A 20,381-nucleotide genomic window follows, 5' to 3' on the forward strand; every position below is an offset into this window, starting at 1 on the left:
GAGGATCGCTCGCCGCGCGGCGAGCGATCCTTCTCCGCGTGCAATCAGTGCGATTGCAGAGCGCTATGGAAGCCGGGGCTGTTGAGCATGCTGTTGCTCAACTTCAGCACGGCGTTGGACAAGGTCTCGTAGTAGTTGTCCGCCTTGTACGAACGGCCGAAGTTGTTGGCGCCGCCACCGGCGATGCCCTGCCACAGCACCTTGCCCGAGGCATTGCTCAGCGTCACGTAGACCGTGACGTTGCCCACGTACTGGTCGCTCTCGTTGACGAAGAAGTCGCGCACTTCGCCCGACACGATGAAGTCGCCACCGTTGTCGACCACGTTGATGCCGGCCTTGCTGAAGCTGTCCTTCACGTGCTGGGTGACGAACGCGGCCACGTTGTCCCTCGTGGTCACCTGGCGCACCGGCTGCTTCTCGGTGTTCTCGGCGATCAGGGCGGGATTCTTGCGCACATCGGTGAATCCGTTGAACTGCACCTTGACGTTGCCGATGCCGCTGAGATCGACCGCGCCAAACTCCGCAAAGCTCTGCGTGGGCGTCCACTCCAACGGGATATTGCTCAAGTCCTTCGCCGCCATCGCACTGCCTGACGCAGCGAGCAGCGCTACAAAAACGATACGCTTAAACATCGACTCCCCTCTCCTTGTTTCGATGATCGAATGAGCGGCTACTTCCGTATCCGCGCAGCCCGGAAACGGACCACTGCCCATTCTAATGGAACGGACGAGGACCGCCCCAACGAAGAACGCCGACGGCGGAGCGTCGGCGTTCTTCGCTTCCAGCGTCAGGCTCGATGGATCAGCGAAGCTCCCCTCCGCCGTGATGCGGCGCCGCCTGTGCATGCGGTGCTGCCGGATGCGGTGCCGGCGCGTGATAGGCCGGCGCCGCCGGACGCGCCGCGTGCGCGGCGTAGGAAGGCTGCGCATGCGTGCTCGCGTGGTAGCCGGCGCCCGGATTCGACGGGCCGCGCGTGTAGGCGGCATGGTTCGTTGCCGGCGATGCATGGTTCGAATTCACGGTGCCCGGGGCGTTCGTCCCCGCACCATGCGGCGCAAAGCCGGCCGAATGCAGCGCCATGGCGTTGCGCCCAGCCGCAGCCGGAACATTCGGGTGGCCGGCCGGCGCCGAAGCGTCGCCCGTGCCATGGAAGGCGCCTGCACGCGGCGTTGCGGCGATCGACGGGGCACCATGATTGAACGAGGCGCGCATTGCCTGGTTCTGGCTGGCCATGGTGCGTTGCTGCTCCTGCGCCGCCACCGGCGATACGTGCCGCTCGCGTGCGTAGTTCATCTCCTGCGGCGACGGACGCGCCTCGATGCCGCCGCGACCGCCATTGAAGCTGGCCCGATTGACGTTGTTCACCACCGTGCGGTTGTAGACATTGGTGATGTGTACGTTGTCGATGTGGTTCACCGAGCGGTTGTAGTAGAACGAATGACCTCGCCAGTAGCCGCCCGCGTAGCCCACGCCGGTGTAGCCGAAGCCGTAGTTGATGCCGCCGTAGAAGCCCACGTGCGCGCCCCAATAGCCGCGATGGAACACATACGCGCCGCCACCCCAGCCCCAGTAACCCGGCGTCCACAGCGCACCGGCATAGGGCGGCATGATCCAGGTGCCAGGAACCCAGTAGTAGCCATCGCCGTCCCAGGCCCAATAGCCCGGCGTCCAGATGTAACCGGGGCCGGGAATCGCCGGCTGCGCGTAGACCGGCAACGGCGGCGGCGCCACGCCGACCGATACGCCGATGCCTACGGAGACACCGGCGCTTGCGCCCATCGGAAGCGCTGAGGCGACAGCCAGTACGCACGCAGCGATGGCGGTGCGGAGCAGTCGCTGCTGCGAGGTCGAGCGGCTGTTTGCGAGCTTCTCCATAACGCTTACTCCCGGTCGTGGCACTTGGGAAAAATAACGCGTGAGATGGCGCAAGGTTGTACGCCCTGGGGAAGTTCGGGTTCGGTAGGGTTCAGGCGCGAGGTGCTGAGTTTGCGCGTACTCGCTACGTCCAGCATGGCGATGAAGCAACTTGTGGGAGCGCACTTGTGCGCGACAAGCCAACGGCGCGGTGCCGACGAGACTCCGCGGTCGCGCGCAAGCGCGCTCCCACATGGGTTTGGTGCGGAGGCTGGCCAGGATTCAAACAGGCAAAACCCAGTCCTTCGTTGGAGTGTGCGTTAGCGTGGAGGTGGGGATTGTTCGGCCCATCCATGGGCCTCACCCCTGCGCGCTTCGCGCTCCGGGGCCAGCCTGCGGCTGTCCAAATTTGTTCCTGACAAATTTGTCGAACCGGTGGGTTCGTCCACAACTCTCTCTCCGCCGGATACGCAAAAGCCCCGGGGCTTCGTTGAAGTGCGCGTTAGCGTGGAGGTGGGGATTGTTCGGCCCATCCATGGGCCTCACCCCTGCGCGCTCCGGGGCCAGCCTGCGGCTGTCCAAATTTGTTCCTGACAAATTTGTCGAACCGGTGGGTTCGTCCACAACTCTCTCTCCGCCAGATACGCAAAAAGCCCCAGGGCTTCGTTGAAGTGTGCGTTAGCGTGGACGTGGGGATTGTTCGGCCCATCCATGGGCCTCACCCCTCCGCGCTTGCGCGCTACGGGGCCAGCCTTCGGCTGTCCAAATTTGTTCCTGACAAATTTGTCGAACCCGGGAGGTTTCGTCCACCACCTCTCTCCGCCAGATACGCAAAAAGCCCCTTGCGGGGCTTTTTGCGTATCTGGCGGAGAGAGAGGGATTCGAACCCTCGATAAGGCTTTTGACCCTATACTCCCTTAGCAGGGGAGCCCCTTCGGCCTCTCGGGCATCTCTCCGTTTTTCGTCCGCATTCCTGCGGAGCCGGCAAGGATACTAACCGGCGCGCTCGAGGTAAAGCATTTCTTGCTTGTCAGTGTTCGCCAGTTCCGCCGGAGGCAGTGCCATCCGGCTCGTGCTCGCTCTTGATCCGCTGATAGATCTCTTCGCGATGCACGGCAACGTTCTTAGGCGCATTAATACCGATGCGCACCTGGTTGCCCTTGACGCCGAGAACGGTAACGGTCACCTCGTCACCGATCATCAAGGTTTCACCGACCCTGCGGGTCAGAATCAACATGTTTGCCACTCCATGAATACTTTGGTCACAGGCCCACAGACGGTTAAACCTCACCCCTGAGCTTCACCGCCTGAACATTTCGACGATGCTACCGCCGAAGGCCCTACCGCCTTCCACCGGTTACACAGACGAGGCATCCCCTGTGATGCCATGTCGAGCGACACCGTTGCAACTGTTCGGTGCCAGCAGTGGCTTGGATACTAGCCGAGCGTCCGATGGCAGCGCAATGCGTAAACGGCAACGGACTCCCGCAGGTTGACCTGCTCAGCCAGCCAAACGCTGACCGATCCAGTCAGCCAAACCCTCCAAAATGCCGGGCAATTCTGGCAGGTCAGAGCCACCGCCCTGGGCCATGTCGGGGCGGCCGCCGCCCTTGCCGTCGATCTGGCTAGCAACGTGGGCCACGATATCGCCGGCCTTGACGCGCCCCAGTGCCTTGCCATTGACGCCGGCGACCAGCGAGACGCGGCCATCGGCGGCACCGGCCAGCAGCACCACGCAATCGCCCAGTTGCTGCTTGAGCTGGTCCATGCTGTCGCGCAGCGCCTTGGCGTCCAGCCCTTCCAGGCGGGCGGCGATGACCTTGATACCGGCCACCTCCTTCGCCGTGGAGGCTAGGTCGGCGGTGGCCGAACCGGCGGCCTTGGCGCGCAACGATTCGAGTTCGCGCTCCAGCTTTTTCTGCTTGTCGAACAGCTGGCGGAGCTTCTCCACCGCATCGTCGCCGCTGGAGGACAGCAACTGGGCGAACTCGCCCAGTCGACGCTCCTCGTCGGCCACATACGCCAGTGCACCCGCACCCGTCACTGCTTCGATGCGGCGCACGCCGGAGGCGACGCCCGCTTCGCTGACGATCTTGAACAGACCGATGTCGCCGGTGCGGCTGACGTGGGTGCCGCCGCAGAGTTCGGTGGAGAAGCCGCCCATCTTCAGCACGCGCACTTCGTCGCCGTACTTCTCGCCGAACAATGCCATGGCGCCGAATTCGATCGCCTCGTTGTAACCCATGTGATGCACTTCGGCGGCCTCGTTGCGGCGCACCTCGGCATTCACCAGCGCTTCGATCTGGCGCAGTTCGTCCGCGCTCATCGGCTTGAAATGGGAGAAGTCGAAACGCAGGCGCTCGGGCGCCACCAGCGAACCCTTCTGGGTCACATGCTCGCCGAGCACCTTGCGCAACGCCGCATGCAGCAGATGGGTGGCCGAGTGGTTGAGCACGATGGCCTGGCGGCGCGAGCCGTCGACGTCGGCATCGACGACATCGCCTACGCGCAGCGCCTGCTTGCCGTTCCAACGACCGGCATGGCCGAAGAACACGCCGCCCATCTTGAGCGTATCGGCCACCGCGAACGAACCCGCCGCGTTCACCAGCACGCCGGTGTCGCCCACCTGGCCGCCGGACTCGGCGTAGAACGGGGTGCGATCGAGCATGACCAGGGCTTCTTCGCCCTCGCCAAGCTGGTCGTACTGCTTGCCGCCGCGCACGATGCCGACCACCTTGCTGCCCTGGCTCATCAGCGCGTCGTAACCGAGGAACGCCGTCGGCTGCAGCTGGCTGGCCAGCTCCGCCGGCATCTGCCCCTTGGCTTCGAACTTGCCGCCTTCGCGGCTGCGCTCCTGCTGCTCCCTCATGGACTGCTCGAAGCCGTCCATGTCCACCGTGAGGCCGCGCTCGCGCGCGATATCGGCGGTGAGATCAACCGGGAAGCCGTAGGTGTCGTACAGGCGGAAGGCATCGGCACCGGGAATGCTGTCGTTCGATTTCGCTGCCACCGCATCGAACAGGCGCATGCCGTTTTCCAGCGTCTCGCCGAAGCGGCGCTCTTCGGTGCGCAACGCGTCTTCTACGAAGGCCTGTTTCTGCGCAAGTTCCGGATAGGCCTCGCCCATTTCCTCGACCAGCGGCTGCACCATCTTCCAGAAGAAGTCGCCGCGCACGCCGAGCATCCAGCCGTGGCGCAGCGCGCGACGGATGATGCGGCGGAGCACGTAACCGCGACCTTCGTTGGACGGCAGCACGCCGTCGACGATCAGGAACGAGCAGGCGCGGATGTGATCGGCGATCACGCGCAGCGACTTGTTGGCCAGATCCTTCGTCGCGGTGAGTTCGGCGGCGACCTTGATCAGGTGCTCGAACAGGTCGATCTCGTAGTTCGAATGCACGTGCTGCAGCACCGCGGCGAGGCGCTCCAGGCCCATGCCGGTGTCGACGCATGGCGCCGGCAGCGGCGACAGCGTGCCATCGGGCGCGCGGTCGAACTGCATGAACACCAGGTTCCAGATTTCGATGTAGCGGTCGCCGTCTTCATCCGGCGAACCCGGCGGACCACCGGCGATGTCTTCGCCGTGGTCGTAGAAGATTTCCGTGCACGGACCGCAGGGGCCAGTGTCGGCCATCTGCCAGAAATTGTCCGACGCGAACGGCGCGCCCTTGTTGTCGCCGATGCGCACGATGCGCTCGGCGGGCACGCCGATGTCCTTGTTCCACAGGTCGAAGGCTTCGTCATCGGTGTGATAGACGGTGACCCACAGCTTGTCCTTGGGCAGCTTGAACACGCCCGTCAACAGCTCCCAGGCAAACGCAATCGCGTCGCGCTTGAAGTAGTCGCCGAACGACCAGTTGCCCAGCATTTCGAAGAAGGTGTGGTGGCGCGCGGTGTAGCCCACCGCATCGAGGTCGTTGTGCTTGCCGCCGGCACGCAGGCAGCGCTGTACGTCGGCCGCGCGCACGTACGACAGCTTCTCGCTGCCCAGGAATACGTTCTTGAACTGCACCATGCCCGAGTTGGTGAACAGCAGCGTGGGATCGCTGGCTGGCACCAGGGAACTCGACGGCACGATGGTGTGGCCTTTCGAGCGGAAGTATTCGAGGAAGGTCGAGCGGATTTCGGCGGTTTTCATGCGGCTGGGGAGGACCTGGCGAATGGGTCACGCCTTCGGAGCACCGCCGAAACGACGGCGACCCGCCCCAACAGCGGGGAGGTCAGGCTTCGTCGTCGGCTGCGTCGTCCACGTCGGCGTGGGTAACACTCCGTACTGTGGCGGCGGGAAAGCCCCGACGCAAGAGGAATTGCGCCCGACGTGCCTTTTCTGCGTGATCCGGCGGCGATTTGCCGCCAAAACGACGCCTGAGCTGCGCCAGCGCACTGGCATCCCAGTCCACCGCTTCCTCTTCCAGCACGGCCCGGATACGCGCGTCGGACAGGCCGTGGCTCTTCAATTCCGCCCGCACGCGCATGGGGCCGTAGCCCTGCGCCACCCGGCTGCGCACCAGCGAGTGGGCGAAGCGTTCGTCGTCCTGGTAACGCTGCTCGCCCAGGCGGTCGATGGCCTCGCCGGCTTCGCCGCCTTCGTAGCCTTTCTGCTTCAGCTTCAGCTTGAGCTCGCGGCGCGAGTGCTCGCGACGCGCAAGCAAACCCAGGGCCCGGTCATAGGCCGAGGTCTTGGGTTTGTCATCGGGTTCTCGCGGCATGGGTAAAGCCTATGGCCTTGCCTCCAGAAAGGCGGCGAGCGCCACCCTTCTGAACGGGAACGGCACACGCCGGACCGTGCGCGAGCGCGGCCCGGCGTGTGCCTGGTGCCCGATCAGGCTTCTTCGGTTTCCACTGCCGGCAGCGGCGAGGTGCCGTTGCTGACCAACAGGCGGGCGCGCAGTTCGGCGTCCACTTCGTTGGCGATGGCCGGGTTGTCGCGCAGGAACTGGCGCACGTTCTCCTTGCCCTGGCCGATGCGGTCGCCCTTGTAGCTGTACCAGGCGCCGGACTTGTCGATCAGGTTCTGCGCCACGCCCAGCTCGATGATCTCGCCTTCGCGCGAGGTGCCCTCGCCGTAGAGGATCTCGAACTCGGCCTGGCGGAACGGCGGCGCCACCTTGTTCTTGACCACCTTGACGCGGGTTTCCGAACCGATCACTTCTTCGCCCTTCTTCACCGCGCCGATGCGGCGGATATCCAGGCGCACCGAGGCGTAGAACTTCAGCGCGTTGCCGCCGGTGGTGGTTTCCGGGCTGCCGAACATCACGCCGATCTTCATGCGGATCTGGTTGATGAAGATCACCAGGCAGTTGGACTTCTTGATGTTGGCGGTGAGCTTGCGCAGCGCCTGGCTCATCAAGCGGGCGTGCAGGCCGACGTGGGAATCGCCCATTTCGCCTTCGATTTCAGCCTTGGGCGTGAGCGCGGCGACCGAGTCGACCACCACCACGTCCACCGCGCCGGAGCGCACCAGCATGTCGGCGATTTCCAGCGCCTGTTCGCCGGTGTCGGGCTGGGAGACCAGCAGGTCTTCCACGTTGACGCCCAGCTTGGCGGCGTAGGTGGGATCGAGCGCGTGCTCGGCGTCCACGAATGCGGCGGTGCCGCCGTTCTTCTGGCAGTTGGCGATGACCTGCAGGGTCAGCGTGGTCTTGCCCGAGGACTCCGGGCCGTAGATCTCGACCACGCGGCCGCGCGGCAGACCGCCGATGCCGAGCGCGATATCCAGGCCCAGCGAGCCGGTGGACACGGTGTCGATGGCGTCGTCGACGCGATCACCCAGGCGCATGACGGCGCCCTTGCCAAATTGCTTCTCGATCTGGCCGAGGGCGGAAGTGAGCGCCTTGCGCTTGTTGTCATCCATCGTCTTGAATCCCGGAGTGGCAGTGAATGAGGACATGATGCCCGCGGCTGGTCTCACGGGCTGCGATCTGTGAGTGGGGTCTGTAAGCACGATCCGCGTAGCCCGCGTTGCTCGTGCTCACAGGCCCCACGAGTATCCCATACCGGTCAAGCGAGTCCGCGGCCGCCCTTCGACTCAATCCGTCAGCGCCTTGATGACGCCATTGAGCGCCGCGGCCACGGTCTGACGGCGCACCGCCTCGCGGTCGCCGGCGAAATGGAACAGGGTGGCGTGGGCGTAACCGCCGCGCCGCTTCCAGCCGATCCACACGGTGCCGACCGGCTTATCGGGTGTGCCGCCGGTAGGCCCGGCGATACCGGTGACCGCCACGGCCATGCCGGCGCCAAATCGCGCCAGCGCGCCCGAGACCATCTCCAGCGCGGTTTCCTCGCTGACGGCTCCCGTTCGTTCCAGCGTCCGCGGGTTGACGCCCAGCAGGGCTTCCTTGGCGCCGTAGCTGTAGGTGACCACGCCCGCGTCGAACCAGGCGGAACTGCCGGGCAGATCGGTGAGCGCCTTGGCGATCCAGCCGCCGGTGCACGATTCGGCGGTCACCAACATCAGGCGACGCTGCTGGGCGGCGGCGGCCACCTGCTCGGCCAGGGCATACAGATCGGCGTCGGTGGGGACAGGCACAGTCATGGGGATTCCTGGGGACACGGACGGAAGCCGACCGTTCTACCCCGACTGCGCCATTCCGCCAAGAGTCCGGTCAGCTGCCCCAGACGGTCTGGGCGTAGCGCAGGAAGTTGAGCCCCAGGATTTTTTCGATCCGCCCGCTGGAGTAGCCCTTTTGCGCCAGCAACTGCGCCAGCCGGTGGAATTGCTGCGGCCCACGCAGGTCGACCACGAAGGGATAGGTATCGGGCCGCTCGCCCGCCGCGCTGATGCCGGCCGCGCGGCGCTGCGCGATCTCCTTGGCCAGCTCCGCCTGGTAGGCCTGCAGATCGTCGATCTGGGTCACCGAGCCATCGGTGCCGATGCCGACATGATCCTCGCCGCACACCTTCACCGCATGATCGATATGCGCCACCACGTCGTCGGCGTGGGCATGGCCCGAGGCATTGAGGAACGGCATGAAGTAGATGCCGACGAAACCGCCCTTCTCCGCCACCAGGCGAAGTTCGGCATCGGTCTTGTTGCGCGGCAGATCGGTCACCGCGCGGCAACCGGTGTGATTGATAGAGATGGGCGCCGTGGATACCCGCGCCGCTTCCAGGCAGGTCTGCTCGCCGCTGTGCGAAAGATCCACCATCACGCGGCAGGCATTGAGCCGCGCCACCACCTCGCGGCCAAACGGCGTCAGACCTCGGTTTTCCTTGGCCATCGAACCATCGCCCAGCTGGTTGGCCGGGTTGTAGGTGAGCTGGAATACGCGTACGCCAAGGTCCGCGAAAATGTCGACGCGTTTGGCGTCCTTGCCCATCATCGCGCCGTTCTGGAAGCCGTAGATCAGGCCGACCTTGCGCTCGGCCTTGGCCCGGCGGATGTCGGCCGCCGTGAGTATCTTCATCACGTCGCCCGCGTGCCCGCGCACCAGCGCATCGGTGGCGGCGATGTCGCGCACGCTGGCCTCGAACGGATCGTCGGGACCGGACACATAGCCCAGCGTGATGTTCACCGCCGTCAGGCCCGAGGCATGCGCTTCGGCGAGCACGCGCGGCGTCAGTTCGGGTACCAGCGCATTGGAACCGAGGTTGGGATCACCCAGTCCGCCCAGCGCGTTGACGATGATGCCGCCGTTGCGCGCGCCCGCATCTGCTTGCACTGCGCCACGGGCATCCCATGGCAGCAACGACGCCGCGGCCGCCCAGCTCATGCCGGTCAGGAAGGTCCGCCGATCAATCGTCGTCATCGCCCATCTCCTCTTTCGTCACCTGCCGGTAGTCGGCGCGCGGATAGGCATGGCCGCGCTTCACCGTCATGCGGATGCTGCGGAGGTTGCCGATGTCCTTCAGCGGATCGGCGGTGAGCACGGCGAAATTCGCCAGCTTGCCCGCTTCGATCGAACCCATATCCTTGGCCTGCCCTGCCGCTTCGGCGCCGATCAGCGTGGCCGAACGGATGGCCTGCAGTGGCGGCATGCCGACGTCATGGGTGAGGAAAAAGATCTCGTCGTAAACGGACGGCCAAACGTGCTTGAAGTCGGGGTCGCTGTCGGTCCCCGCCGAGATCGGCACGCCGGCCTGCCACGCCTGGCGGACCAGACGGATCGTGGTGGGCCCCGTGCAGCGCAGCGGCCGGCGATCCGGATGCGCCTTGCGTTCGGCGTCGTACTGAACGAACAGGCTGCCGGTGGCATCGAGAATCGTGCCGTGCTTGAGCATGTCGCGGTACAGGCCGGCCATCACCGGATCGTCGCCGTTCTTGGCCAGCAAGTCCTCGTGGAACGGCGTGTGATCCTCATAGGCTTTGAGCATCACCGGTTCCAGCTGATAGGCCTGGTAGCAGGCGTGGCTGACCACATCGACGCCGGCGTCGATCACGTCCGCCGGACGCGTGGGAAACACGGCGCTGTGCGCCCACACCATCATGTGCTGGCGATGCGCCTCGGCCGTGATCGCCTTCACCAGCTCCGGCGGCAGGTCGGCATAGACCTTGAGGGCCGTGGCCGAGGTGCCGCGCGCCAGTGTCACCGCCTCGCGCAGATCGGTCTTCCCGTCGATCGACTGCATCCACGGGCTGGTGCCCGGCTTGACGCCGTAGCTGGCCGCGGCCACGCGTGGATCGGCAAAGAACTCCGGGCCGGCCATCACCACCGCGTAGTAGATGTCGGGCGAGGGAATCTCGCCGGTACGCGCCTCGCGCGCCAGTTCGCCGACCGAACGCAGATCGTCGGCCATGTCGCGCACGGCGGTGACGCCGGCATAGAGATTGCGCCGCAGGATCGCCTGCGCACGCTTCGGGTTGGGCGGCGTGGCGATGTGCACGTGGCTGTCGATCAGGCCCGGGATCACATAGCGGCCGTGCAGGTCGACGGTTTTCACCGTGGCGCCTTTGGCCTCTGCCAGCGATCCGCGCGGTCCCACTGCCACGATGCGTTCGCCGCGCACCAGGATGTCCTGATCGTGCTCTGCCGGGGCGCCGGTGCCGTCGATGATGGTCGCGCCGGCATAGAGCGTGAGCGCATCGGCAGGCGACGGCTTGGCCTCCTTGTCGGCGGCGAAAGCAGCGGAAGCACACAGCGCGACGAGCAGCGCTGTCAGCAGTGGGGTCGCGGAACGTAGGCGTCTATGCATAGCGGTCGATCCTACACATCCGATTCCGCCCATCACAAGGACATCCGCGGCAAACACCGGCTATGCCAAGCCCGCCCGCCGAACCGTGTCCCCGCGGGATACATGGCAGGCCAATTCGGTTATCTTGGCGAGCATTTTTCAAACGGCGCGCAGCGCCGTCCCGCCATGGCCGGTTTCACTCTAAGGCCCGACAGAACAGCACGTTATGGTCGCCCAGGATTTCGAAAGCCACACCCCTTTCATGCGCCAATACCTGACCGCCAAGGCGGCGCACCCGGAGGTGCTGCTGTTCTTCCGGATGGGCGATTTCTACGAGCTGTTCTACGACGACGCGCGCAAGGCCGCGCGGCTGCTGGACATCACGCTGACCCAGCGCGGCCAGTCGGGCGGCCAACCGATTCCCATGGCCGGCGTGCCTTACCACGCGGCCGAGAACTACCTGGCGCGGCTGGTGCGGCTGGGCGAGTCGGTGGCGATCTGCGAGCAGATCGGCGATCCGGCCACCTCCAAGGGTCCGGTGGAACGCAAGGTGGTGCGCATCGTCACGCCGGGCACGGTGACCGATGCCGCGCTGCTGGAAGAACGCCGCGACAATCTGCTGATGTCCATCGCGGCCGGTGCGCATGGCGCCTATGGCCTGGCGTGGGTGGATCTGGCCAGCGGCCGTTTCCTGCTCAGCGAAGTGCCGAGCGCCGAAGCGCTCGCCTCGGAACTGGCGCGCCTGCAGCCGGCGGAAACGCTGGTGGGCGAGGATGTGGCGTGGCCGAAACTGGTCAGCGCCCTGCCCGGCCTGCGCAAGCGTCCGCCGTGGCATTTCGACGGCGATGCGGCCAAGCGCGAACTCAACCGCTTCTTCGGCACGCGCGATCTCGGCGGTTTCGGCGTCGATCGCCTGCCGCTCGCGGTGGCCGCCGCGGGTTGCCTGCTCGGCTATGTGGAAGAAACGCAGAAGAGCGCGCTGCCGCATATCTCCGGCATGTCGGTGGAAAGCGCCGGCGACACCATCTCGCTGGATGCCGCCACACGCCGCAATCTCGAACTCGACACGCACCCCAGCGGGCGCACCGAACACACCTTGCTCGGCGTGCTGGACGAAACCGTCACCCCGATGGGCGCGCGCCTGATGCGCCGCTGGCTCAATCGTCCGCTGCGCTCGCGCGAGCTGTTGCGCGCGCGCCATCAGGCCATCGGCAGCTTGATCGATCAACGCCAGCACGAATCGTTGCGCGAGCAGTTGCGCAGCATCGGCGATCTGGAACGCATCCTGGCACGCGTGGCCTTGCGCTCGGCGCGGCCGCGCGACCTGTCGACGCTGCGCGATGGCCTGGCTGCCGCACCGTCCTTGCGCGGCCTGATCGCCTCGCTCGACAGCCCGCTGTTGCACGCGCTGGTCGAGCGCATCGGCGATCACGCCGAGACCGCTGCCCTGCTCGTTCGCGCGGTGGTGGAACAACCGCCCGTCCTGCAACGCGACGGCGGCGTCATCGCCGATGGCTACGATGCCGAACTCGACGAACTACGTCGCCTCGCCACGCATGCCGACCAGTACCTGGTCGAGCTGGAAGAGCGCGAGAAAGCCGCCAGTGGCATCAGCACGCTGAAGGTGGGCTACAACCGCGTGCACGGCTACTACATCGAGATCAGCAAGGGCCAGGCCGACAAGGCGCCCACGCATTACACGCGCCGCCAGACCACTAAGAACGCCGAACGCTACATCACCGAAGAACTGAAGAACTTCGAGGACAAGGTGCTCTCGGCCAAGGAACGCTCGCTGATGCGCGAGCGAGCGCTGTACGAAGCGCTGCTCGACACGCTGACCGCGCACCTGGAGCCGCTCAAGAGCGCCGCCTCCGCCATGGCCGAACTGGACGTGGTGGCGACGCTGGCCGAGCGTGCCATCACGCTGGACTGGAGCGTGCCCGAACTCACCGACGAACCGGGCATCGCGATCGAGCGCGGCCGTCATCCGGTGGTGGAAAAAGTACGCGAGGAACCGTTCGAACCGAACGACCTGGTGCTGGACGACAGCCGCCGCATGCTGGTGATCACCGGCCCGAACATGGGCGGTAAATCCACCTACATGCGCCAGAACGCGCTGATCGTGCTGCTGGCGCATATCGGCAGCTACGTGCCGGCGTCGCGCGCGGTGATCGGTCCGATCGATCGCGTATTCACCCGCATCGGCGCGGGCGACGACCTGTCGCGCGGCCAGTCCACCTTCATGGTGGAAATGAGCGAGACGGCCAACATCCTGCACAACGCCACCGAGCACAGCCTGGTGCTGATGGACGAAGTGGGCCGCGGCACCAGCACCTACGACGGCCTCGCGCTTGCCCGCGCAGCCGCCGTGCATCTGGCCGCCAGCAGCCGCTCGTACACGCTGTTCGCTACGCATTACTTCGAACTCACCGAACTGGCCAACGAGTACGCCTCCATCGCCAACGTGCACCTGGACGCGGTGGAATACGGCGAGCAACTGGTGTTCATGCATGCGGTGAAGGAAGGCCCCGCCAATCGCAGCTTCGGCCTGCAGGTGGCCGCGCTGGCGGGTTTGCCGAAGACGGTGATTGCCGACGCACGCCGCACGCTGGCCGAACTCGAACGCGGCATGCATCAACATGCCTCGGCCGCTGTTACCAAGACGCCGGCGCAGGAGTCGCCGCAGATGGGCCTGTTCGCCGCTGCACCGTCGGTGGTGGAGCGCGCGCTGGAAGGCATCGATCCCGACGCCCTGACGCCGCGCGAGGCGCTGGAAGCGCTCTATCGGCTCAAGTCGCTGGGTTGAGCAGCAGCAGACATCGGCTCGCCGATGCGCGAGTCGATGTCGCTCGCCGCGATCTAGTGCGGATATTCCGACTTGCGCGCGTTACCGATCGCTTCGAGCACCGGCGTCGGCAGATGATCGAGGTCGAGCACCACCTTGCCTGAATGCACGGCGCGCACGGCGCTCACCGGTATTTCGAAGTCGCCGCCGTTCTCGATATAGACGAGCAGCGCGTGGCCACCTGCCAGCAGCCGGCGCACCGAGCCGATGCCATCCTCGCCGTCGGCCACGAAAACCATGTCGCCTTCCTGGATGCTCTCTGCCACGACACATCTCCGCGGGAATGAAGGCAGGCATCGTCAGCCACGCCGGGTCGCGTGTGCGTGAAAGCCCTTGTGTCGTGCCAGCCGATTCGCCAACGGCGTCATTTCCCAACGACTGCGCCTTGTCCTGAAACAATTGCGACCGACCCATAGGCCACGGCTATGAGTTACATCAGAACAAACGAATTCCGTAAATGAGTCGAGCTACCTAGAGTCGGGGTCAAGCCAGCCATCGCCAGCCATCCCCACGCAAGGAGCCCACGCATGACCACCCCTCGCAAGACCCTCACCACCGCCTCCGGCGCCGCCGTTCCCGATAACCAGAACGCTCTCACCGCCGGCCCGCGTGGACCGCTGCTGGTGCAGGACCACCAGCTGTTCGAGAAGCACGCCCATTTCAATCGCGAACGCATTCCCGAACGCGTGGTGCATGCGGTGGGTTCGGCCGCGCATGGCACGCTGATCATCACGCACGACATCACCCGGTATTCCCGCGCCAGGCTGTTCAAGCCCGGCACGAAGACGCCGCTGTTCCTGCGCTTCTCCACTGTAGCCGGCGAGCGCGGCGCGGCGGACGCCGAGCGCGATGTGCGCGGCTTCGCCATCAAGTTCTACACCGAGGAAGGCAACTGGGATCTGGTCGGCAACAACACACCGATCTTCTTTGTGCGCGATCCGTACAAGTTCCCCGATTTCATCCACACGCAGAAACGCGACCCGCGCACCAATCTGCGCAACCCCACCGCCATGTGGGATTTCTGGTCGCTGTCGCCGGAAACGCTGCACCAGGTGACCATCCTGATGAGCGATCGCGGCCTGCCTGCCACGCTGCGCCACATGCACGGCTTCGGCAGCCATACCTACAGCTTCTGGAACGACCTGGGCGAACGCTATTGGGTGAAGTTCCATTTCAAGACGCAGCAAGGCATCGAGAACTGGACCAACGAGAAAGCGGCCGGAGTGATCGGCCAGGACCGCGAGTCGCACCAGCGCGACCTCTACCAGGCGATCGAGCGCAAGGATTTCCCGAAGTGGACGATGTACGTGCAGGTGATGCCGGAAGCCGAAGCGCAGGACACGCCGTACAACCCGTTCGACCTCACCAAGGTGTGGCCGCACAAGGACTATCCGTTGATCGAAGTGGGCGTGCTGGAACTCAACCGCAATCCGGACAACTACTTCGGCGAAGTGGAACAGTCGAGCTTCTCGCCGGCGAACGTGATTCCCGGCATCAGCCACAGCCCCGACAAGATGCTGCAGTTCCGCATCTTTTCCTACGCGGACGCTGCCCGCCATCGCCTGGGCACCAACCACGAGGCGCTGGAGATCAATCGTCCGCGCTGCCCGGTGCACAACTACTACCGCGACGGCCAGATGCGATTCGACGGCAACGGCGGCGGTAGCGTGAACTACGAGCCGAACTCGTTCGACGGACCGGTGGAAGACAAGTCGGCACAGGAGCCGCCGCTGACGATTTCAGGCGATGCCGATCGCTACAACCATCGCGAAGGCAATGACGATTACACCCAGCCGGGCGATCTGTTCCGCCTGATGAGTGCAGATCAGCAACAGCAACTGTTCCGCAACATTGCCGCGGCCATGCAAGGCGTGCCGGAAGCTATCATCCGCCGCCAGCTCGGTCACTTCAGCAAGGCCGATCCTGCCTACGGCGCAGGCGTGGCGAAGGCGGTGGGCATCACGCTCTGACGATGGTGCAAACGACAAGGGCGACGTCTCGCGAGAGCGTCGCCCTTGGTTTTCCTGCGCGGAGAACGCTCAGGCCGCCATTTCAGGCACGTCGATCGGTGCGGGTTCGTCGGTGGCATTGGCCAGCATGGCCGGGATGGTTTCCACTGGCACCGAGACCGGCAGCGACACCACTTTCGCCGCTTCGCGCGCCGAAAGCCGGCCGAAGCCCACCAGACGATCGATACTGCGCGCCACTTCCGACTGTCCGAACGGCTTGCTGATGAAATCGTCGGCACCGAAGCGCTGCACGTAGAACTGCTCCGTCGCCTGCTGGTTGCCGCTGATCATCACGATGGGCACATGCTGCGTGGCCGGATCGTGGCGCAGCGCGCGCAGCACGGCGAAGCCGTTCATGCCCGGCAGCACGATGTCCAGGAAGATCATCGCCGGCGGCTCGGCACGCGCCATCTCCAGCGCGCTCTCGCCGTCGGCCGCGCGCACGACTTCGTAACCGTCCACTTCCAGCATGCGGCCGAGCACGGCGCGAATGGTCGCCGAATCGTCCACCACCAGTATCCGTGCACCATGCGTGGTCTTGCGCCACGTCTGCTCGCCCTGCCCCGGCGTCGCGCTCGAAAGCAGTCGCTTCAGGAATCCCATGCCCGCCATTGTCGCCCTCCCACTGCTTATCCCTGTGGGAAGACCGCGCGCCCGCGCGGTCTTCCGTGGAGGACATGCTTGCGCAGAACGGCTATGCGTTCTGAGATGGGTGACTCACATGGAATCCTTAAGCCGTCGCAATTCTCGACGTGCCTGCTTGTCCGGACGCCCTGGCGGGGCCATGGTGCCCAATAACTTACGCTGAGCCTTCGCCGCCTCGCGGGCGGCGATGCTGGCCTCGCTTTCGCGATAAAGCGCCTGCGCGGCACTGGCCGGGCCACGTTTTTCCGACAGCGCCAGCACTTCCACTTCGAGCCTTTCCTCACCGCGGTGGATGCGAAATACATCGCCGACCTGAACCGCCTTGGCGGGCTTGCAGCTGCCGTCGTTGAGGTCGATCTTGCCGCCGTCGATGGCCTGCTTGGCGAGGCTGCGAGTCTTGAAGAAACGCGCGGCCCAGAGCCATACATCGGCGCGTACGGGGGATGTGGGGGATGAGGGCTGTGACATGCCGCCATTGTCGCGCAGTCCGACCCACCTTGTAGCTGCCATTGTGGGAGCGCACTTGTGCGCGACAGCTTTTCGCGATGCCACGGCATGAGGTCGATCGAAGCGCCCCGTCGCGCACAAGTGCGCTCCCACAAGGGGGCGGTTGGTGGCTCTACAGCACGGTGCCCTGGTGGAACAGCATCTGCCATTGCCCGTCGCGCAAACGCCAGATCGAGCTGCGCAACGAGTCCGACGCGGGCCGCTGCGGCGTGGCGAACCGATGCCCGCGGTAGGTCACCAGGGCCACCCCGTCAGCCAGCATGGTCACCTTGAAATCGGTGACTTCACGTGGCGAAAAGGCTTCGCCGCGCAGTGCCTCGACGATCGCATCGCGCGTCCACACGGTGCCGGAGACGCCGAACTCGAAGAACTCCTCGGCGATCAGCCGCCGCAGCGCCGCTTCATCGGCGCGCACCTCCTGCCGGTGCAATTGCGTTTCCAGATCGAACAGATGTGCAGCGATATCCATGAGATTTCCTCAGCCGCCCAGCAGCAGATTGCCCAGCGGAATGGTGATCAGCGACAACACGATGCCCGCACCCAGCAGGGTATTGGCGAGCGACGGCTCCAGCTTGTATTCGTCGGCCAGAATCGCGGCGGAAATCATCGGCGCCATGCCCGCCTGCAACACACCCACCGTCAAGGTGAGACCGCCGACGCCTGCCGCCACGCCCAGCAACACGGCTACGAGGGGCGCGAGCAGCAGCTTCCATCCCAGACCCAACAGCACGGCTGGCAGCTGGCGTTCGCCCAGATGGAACTTGAACTGCAAACCTACCGAAAACAGCGCCAGCGGCGTGAGCGTGGCGCCGATGGGCGTGAAGACATCATCTAACAGCGGCGGCCAGCCGCCCAGCGCGCCCACGATCACGGCCAGCAGCAGGGCAAGGAACGATGGGAACGTGAGAATGCGGCGCGCAATCACGCCCGCTTGCGGCGATCGACCCGCATAGATGGATGCCACTGCCACGCCGGCCGACGACAGCAGCGGAAAACATCCCAGCTGATCGGCCACCACGGCAAGCGCCAGGCCTTGCTTGCCGTGCAGGGCCTCCATCATCGGATAGCCCATGAACGCGGTATTGCCCAAGCCGCAGACCAACGTGAGCGCGCCAATGCGTTCGCGCGACCAGTTCAACATCTTGCCCAGCACGGCGAACAGCAGCCACGCACCGAAGAACGTCACCCACATGGCCGCCACGGGAAACCACAGCTGCGCGTCCACTTTCACCTTGGGCACCAGCGCCAACACCAGCGCCGGCAACGCCACGTTGATCACCCACCAGTTGACCCCATGCACGATACCCGCCGGCGGTTTGGCAAACCGCGCAACCAGCACGCCCAGCAGAAGGCAGGTGAATAGCAGGAGCAACGCGCTCATGGGGTTCCAGAAAAACAAAACGGCCGCAGTATAGCGGCCGTGTCAGGGCGGGCCTTGAGCCGCCCTGTATGAAACGCTTCCGCGAGCACCCGCCCCTCACCCCGGCCCTCTCCCCAGAGGGGAGAGGGGGAAGTGCGGTGCATCGCGAGGACTAACCGGCGATCAGGCGATTCAACCGCTGCACGAATGCCGCCGGATCCGGCAACTGTGCCCCCGCCGCAATCTCCGCCTGATCCAGCAGCAGATTCGCCAGATCGGCAGACTTCGCCGCATCGCTCTCGCCCTCGACCCGCTTCAGCAACGGATGCTGCGGATTCACTTCCAGCGTCGGCTTCGCCGCGGGAACGTCATGCCCCGCCTCGCGCAACAAACGGGCCAGATGCGGTGCCATCTCATAATCGGACAACGCCAGGCACGACGGCGAATCGGTCAGACGCGCCGACACGCGCACATCGCCCACGCGATCGCCCAGCAGTTCCTTGAGCTTGAGCACCAGCGGCTCGGCCGCCTTGCTCGCCTCTTCCTGCTGCTTCTTGTCCGCCTCGTCCAACGGCAGTTCGCCCTTGGCCACGTTGCGCAGCTTCTTGCCGCTGTATTCGGTGAGGCTGTTGAGCATCCACTCGTCGATGCGATCGGACATCAGCAGCACTTCGATGCCCTTGGCCTTGAACGCTTCCAGCTGCGGGCTGCCCACGGCGGCGGTATAGCTGTCGGCGGTGATGTACCACACGGTGTCCTGGCCGATCGCCATGCGGCCGATGTAGTCATCGAGCGACACGGACTGCGCTGCGCCGTCGCCCTTGGTCGAGGCAAAACGCAGCAGCTTGGCGATGCGTTCGCGGTTGGCGGCATCCTCGGCGATGCCTTCCTTCAAGGTGTTGCCGAAGGCCTTGTAGAACGTCGCGAACTTCTCGGGCTCGTCGCGCGAGAGCTTCTCCAACAAGTCGAGCACGCGCTTCACGCAGGCGGCGCGAATGCGTTCCAGCTGGCGATTGTGCTGCAGGATTTCGCGGCTCACGTTGAGCGGCAGATCGTCCGCATCCACCACGCCGCGCACGAAACGCAGGTAGTTGGGCAGCAGTTCTTCGGCGGCGTCCATGATGAAGACGCGCTTGATGTAGAGCTTGAGGCCCTTGCGCTCGTCGCGACCGCCCATCATCAGGTCGAACGGCGGCTGCTCGGGGATGTACAGCAGCGTGGTGAAACTCTGGCTGCCTTCGACGCGGTTGTGCGTCCACGCCAGCGCATCGTTGAAGTCGTGGCCCAGCGACTTGTAGAAGCTCTGGTAGTCCTCGTCGGAAATCTCGTTGCGCGGCTTGGTCCACAGCGCCGAGGCATCGTTGACGGTCTCCCACTCGCCGGTCGGCTTGCCGTCTTCTTCCTTCGGGCAACGGATCGGGAACGCGACGTGATCGGAGTACTTGCGGATCAGCGAGCGCAGCTCCCAGCCCTTGAGGAACTCGTCCTCGTCGGCCTTCAGGTGCAGGATCACCGCCGTGCCACGCTCGGGCAGATCCACCTGGGCCAGGCTATATTCGCCCTTGCCATCGCTCTCCCACTTCACGCCCTCGCTCGCCGGCAGATCGGCGCGACGGCTCAGCACGGTGACGCGGTCGGCCACCACGAACGAGGAGTAGAAGCCGACGCCGAACTGGCCGATCAGGCGCGCGTCGGTTTTCTGTTCCGCGCTCATCGCCTCGAGGAAGCGGCGCGTGCCGGAGCTGGCGATGGTGCCGATGTTGGCAACCACTTCATCGCGGCCCATGCCGATACCGTTGTCGCGCACGGTGACGGTGCGCGCCTGCGGGTCCCAACTCACGTCGATCTGCAATTCGCCGTCGCCGGACAGCAGGTGGGGATGGGCAATCGACTCGAAGCGCAGCTTGTCGCACGCATCGGAGGCGTTGGAAATCAGTTCGCGCAGGAAGATTTCCTTGTGCGAATAGAGCGAGTGCGTGACCAGATGCAGGACCTGGGCGACTTCGGCTTCGAACTTGCGGGTTTCGGGGGCGTTGTTCGTCATGCGAAA

General features: G+C 65.1%; 17 protein-coding genes and 1 tRNA gene. 2 read left to right on the forward strand and 16 right to left on the reverse strand.

Annotated elements, in window-relative coordinates:
* Nucleotides 1-44: 44 nt before the first annotated feature.
* From ACN9MB_RS15810 to ACN9MB_RS15855, 10 genes are all read right to left on the reverse strand, one after another.
* Nucleotides 45-632 carry a hypothetical protein gene (locus ACN9MB_RS15810; RefSeq protein WP_204634168.1) on the reverse strand — a complete coding sequence of 196 codons (588 nt, stop codon included), beginning with the start codon at nt 630-632 and terminating at the stop codon, nt 45-47.
* 169 nt (nt 633-801) lie between these two features.
* A complete protein-coding gene (locus tag ACN9MB_RS15815; protein ID WP_426269547.1) occupies nt 802-1,875 on the reverse strand; it encodes a YXWGXW repeat-containing protein in 1,074 nt (357 codons plus the stop codon).
* Between the two features lie 842 nt (nt 1,876-2,717).
* Nucleotides 2,718-2,810, reverse strand: a tRNA-Ser gene (locus tag ACN9MB_RS15820).
* Nucleotides 2,811-2,884: 74 nt separating this feature from the next.
* Nucleotides 2,885-3,091 carry a carbon storage regulator CsrA gene (gene csrA, locus ACN9MB_RS15825; RefSeq protein ID WP_426269548.1) on the reverse strand — a complete coding sequence of 69 codons (207 nt, stop codon included), beginning with the start codon at nt 3,089-3,091 and terminating at the stop codon, nt 2,885-2,887.
* Between the two features lie 264 nt (nt 3,092-3,355).
* A complete protein-coding gene (gene alaS / locus ACN9MB_RS15830) occupies nt 3,356-5,992 on the reverse strand; it encodes an alanine--tRNA ligase (RefSeq protein ID WP_426269549.1) in 2,637 nt (878 codons plus the stop codon).
* Between the two features lie 82 nt (nt 5,993-6,074).
* Nucleotides 6,075-6,563 (reverse strand): regulatory protein RecX, encoded by a 489-nt coding sequence (locus ACN9MB_RS15835; RefSeq protein ID WP_426269550.1) that lies wholly within the window; start codon nt 6,561-6,563, stop codon nt 6,075-6,077.
* Nucleotides 6,564-6,676: 113 nt separating this feature from the next.
* Entirely contained in the window at nt 6,677-7,708 is a 1,032-nt protein-coding gene (recA, locus tag ACN9MB_RS15840) for a recombinase RecA (RefSeq protein WP_204634164.1), read from the reverse strand.
* A 174-nt stretch (nt 7,709-7,882) separates the two neighbouring features.
* Entirely contained in the window at nt 7,883-8,389 is a 507-nt protein-coding gene (locus tag ACN9MB_RS15845) for a CinA family protein (protein WP_426269551.1), read from the reverse strand.
* A 70-nt stretch (nt 8,390-8,459) separates the two neighbouring features.
* Complete coding sequence (locus ACN9MB_RS15850; RefSeq protein WP_426269552.1) at nt 8,460-9,602, reverse strand: dipeptidase; 1,143 nt, start codon at nt 9,600-9,602, stop codon at nt 8,460-8,462.
* A complete protein-coding gene (locus ACN9MB_RS15855; protein ID WP_426269553.1) occupies nt 9,589-10,986 on the reverse strand; it encodes an amidohydrolase family protein in 1,398 nt (465 codons plus the stop codon). Before ACN9MB_RS15855 ends, ACN9MB_RS15850 begins: the two co-directional genes overlap by 14 nt.
* A gap of 205 nt (nt 10,987-11,191) precedes the next feature.
* On the opposite strand from ACN9MB_RS15855, the gene mutS reads away from it, so the two are divergent.
* Nucleotides 11,192-13,771: a DNA mismatch repair protein MutS gene (mutS, locus tag ACN9MB_RS15860; RefSeq protein WP_426269554.1), complete on the forward strand. Its 2,580-nt coding sequence runs from the start codon at nt 11,192-11,194 to the stop codon at nt 13,769-13,771.
* Nucleotides 13,772-13,824: 53 nt separating this feature from the next.
* Here the strand turns inward: mutS and ACN9MB_RS15865 are convergent, their stop codons facing one another.
* Complete coding sequence (locus ACN9MB_RS15865; RefSeq protein WP_426269555.1) at nt 13,825-14,076, reverse strand: hypothetical protein; 252 nt, start codon at nt 14,074-14,076, stop codon at nt 13,825-13,827.
* Nucleotides 14,077-14,337: 261 nt separating this feature from the next.
* Here ACN9MB_RS15865 and ACN9MB_RS15870 point away from each other — a divergent pair, with 261 nt between their 5' ends.
* Complete coding sequence (locus tag ACN9MB_RS15870; protein ID WP_426269556.1) at nt 14,338-15,780, forward strand: catalase; 1,443 nt, start codon at nt 14,338-14,340, stop codon at nt 15,778-15,780.
* A 69-nt stretch (nt 15,781-15,849) separates the two neighbouring features.
* Here the strand turns inward: ACN9MB_RS15870 and ACN9MB_RS15875 are convergent, their stop codons facing one another.
* The 5 genes from ACN9MB_RS15875 to htpG form a co-directional block, all read right to left on the reverse strand.
* Nucleotides 15,850-16,431, reverse strand: coding sequence for a response regulator (locus ACN9MB_RS15875; protein WP_204634159.1), 582 nt, complete (start codon nt 16,429-16,431; stop codon nt 15,850-15,852).
* 105 nt (nt 16,432-16,536) lie between these two features.
* Nucleotides 16,537-16,932, reverse strand: a complete 396-nt coding sequence (locus ACN9MB_RS15880) for an RNA-binding S4 domain-containing protein (RefSeq protein WP_426271933.1) — start codon at nt 16,930-16,932, stop codon at nt 16,537-16,539.
* 151 nt (nt 16,933-17,083) lie between these two features.
* On the reverse strand, nt 17,084-17,440 hold the full coding sequence (locus tag ACN9MB_RS15885; protein ID WP_204634157.1) for a DUF4440 domain-containing protein: 357 nt from the start codon (nt 17,438-17,440) through the stop codon (nt 17,084-17,086).
* A gap of 9 nt (nt 17,441-17,449) precedes the next feature.
* Entirely contained in the window at nt 17,450-18,352 is a 903-nt protein-coding gene (locus ACN9MB_RS15890) for an AEC family transporter (protein WP_426269557.1), read from the reverse strand.
* A gap of 151 nt (nt 18,353-18,503) precedes the next feature.
* Nucleotides 18,504-20,375, reverse strand: coding sequence for a molecular chaperone HtpG (gene htpG / locus ACN9MB_RS15895; protein WP_426269558.1), 1,872 nt, complete (start codon nt 20,373-20,375; stop codon nt 18,504-18,506).
* Nucleotides 20,376-20,381 lie beyond the last annotated feature (6 nt).

Source organism: Dyella kyungheensis (genome assembly GCF_049913195.1).
Classification (GTDB): Bacteria; Pseudomonadota; Gammaproteobacteria; order Xanthomonadales; family Rhodanobacteraceae; genus Dyella; species Dyella kyungheensis.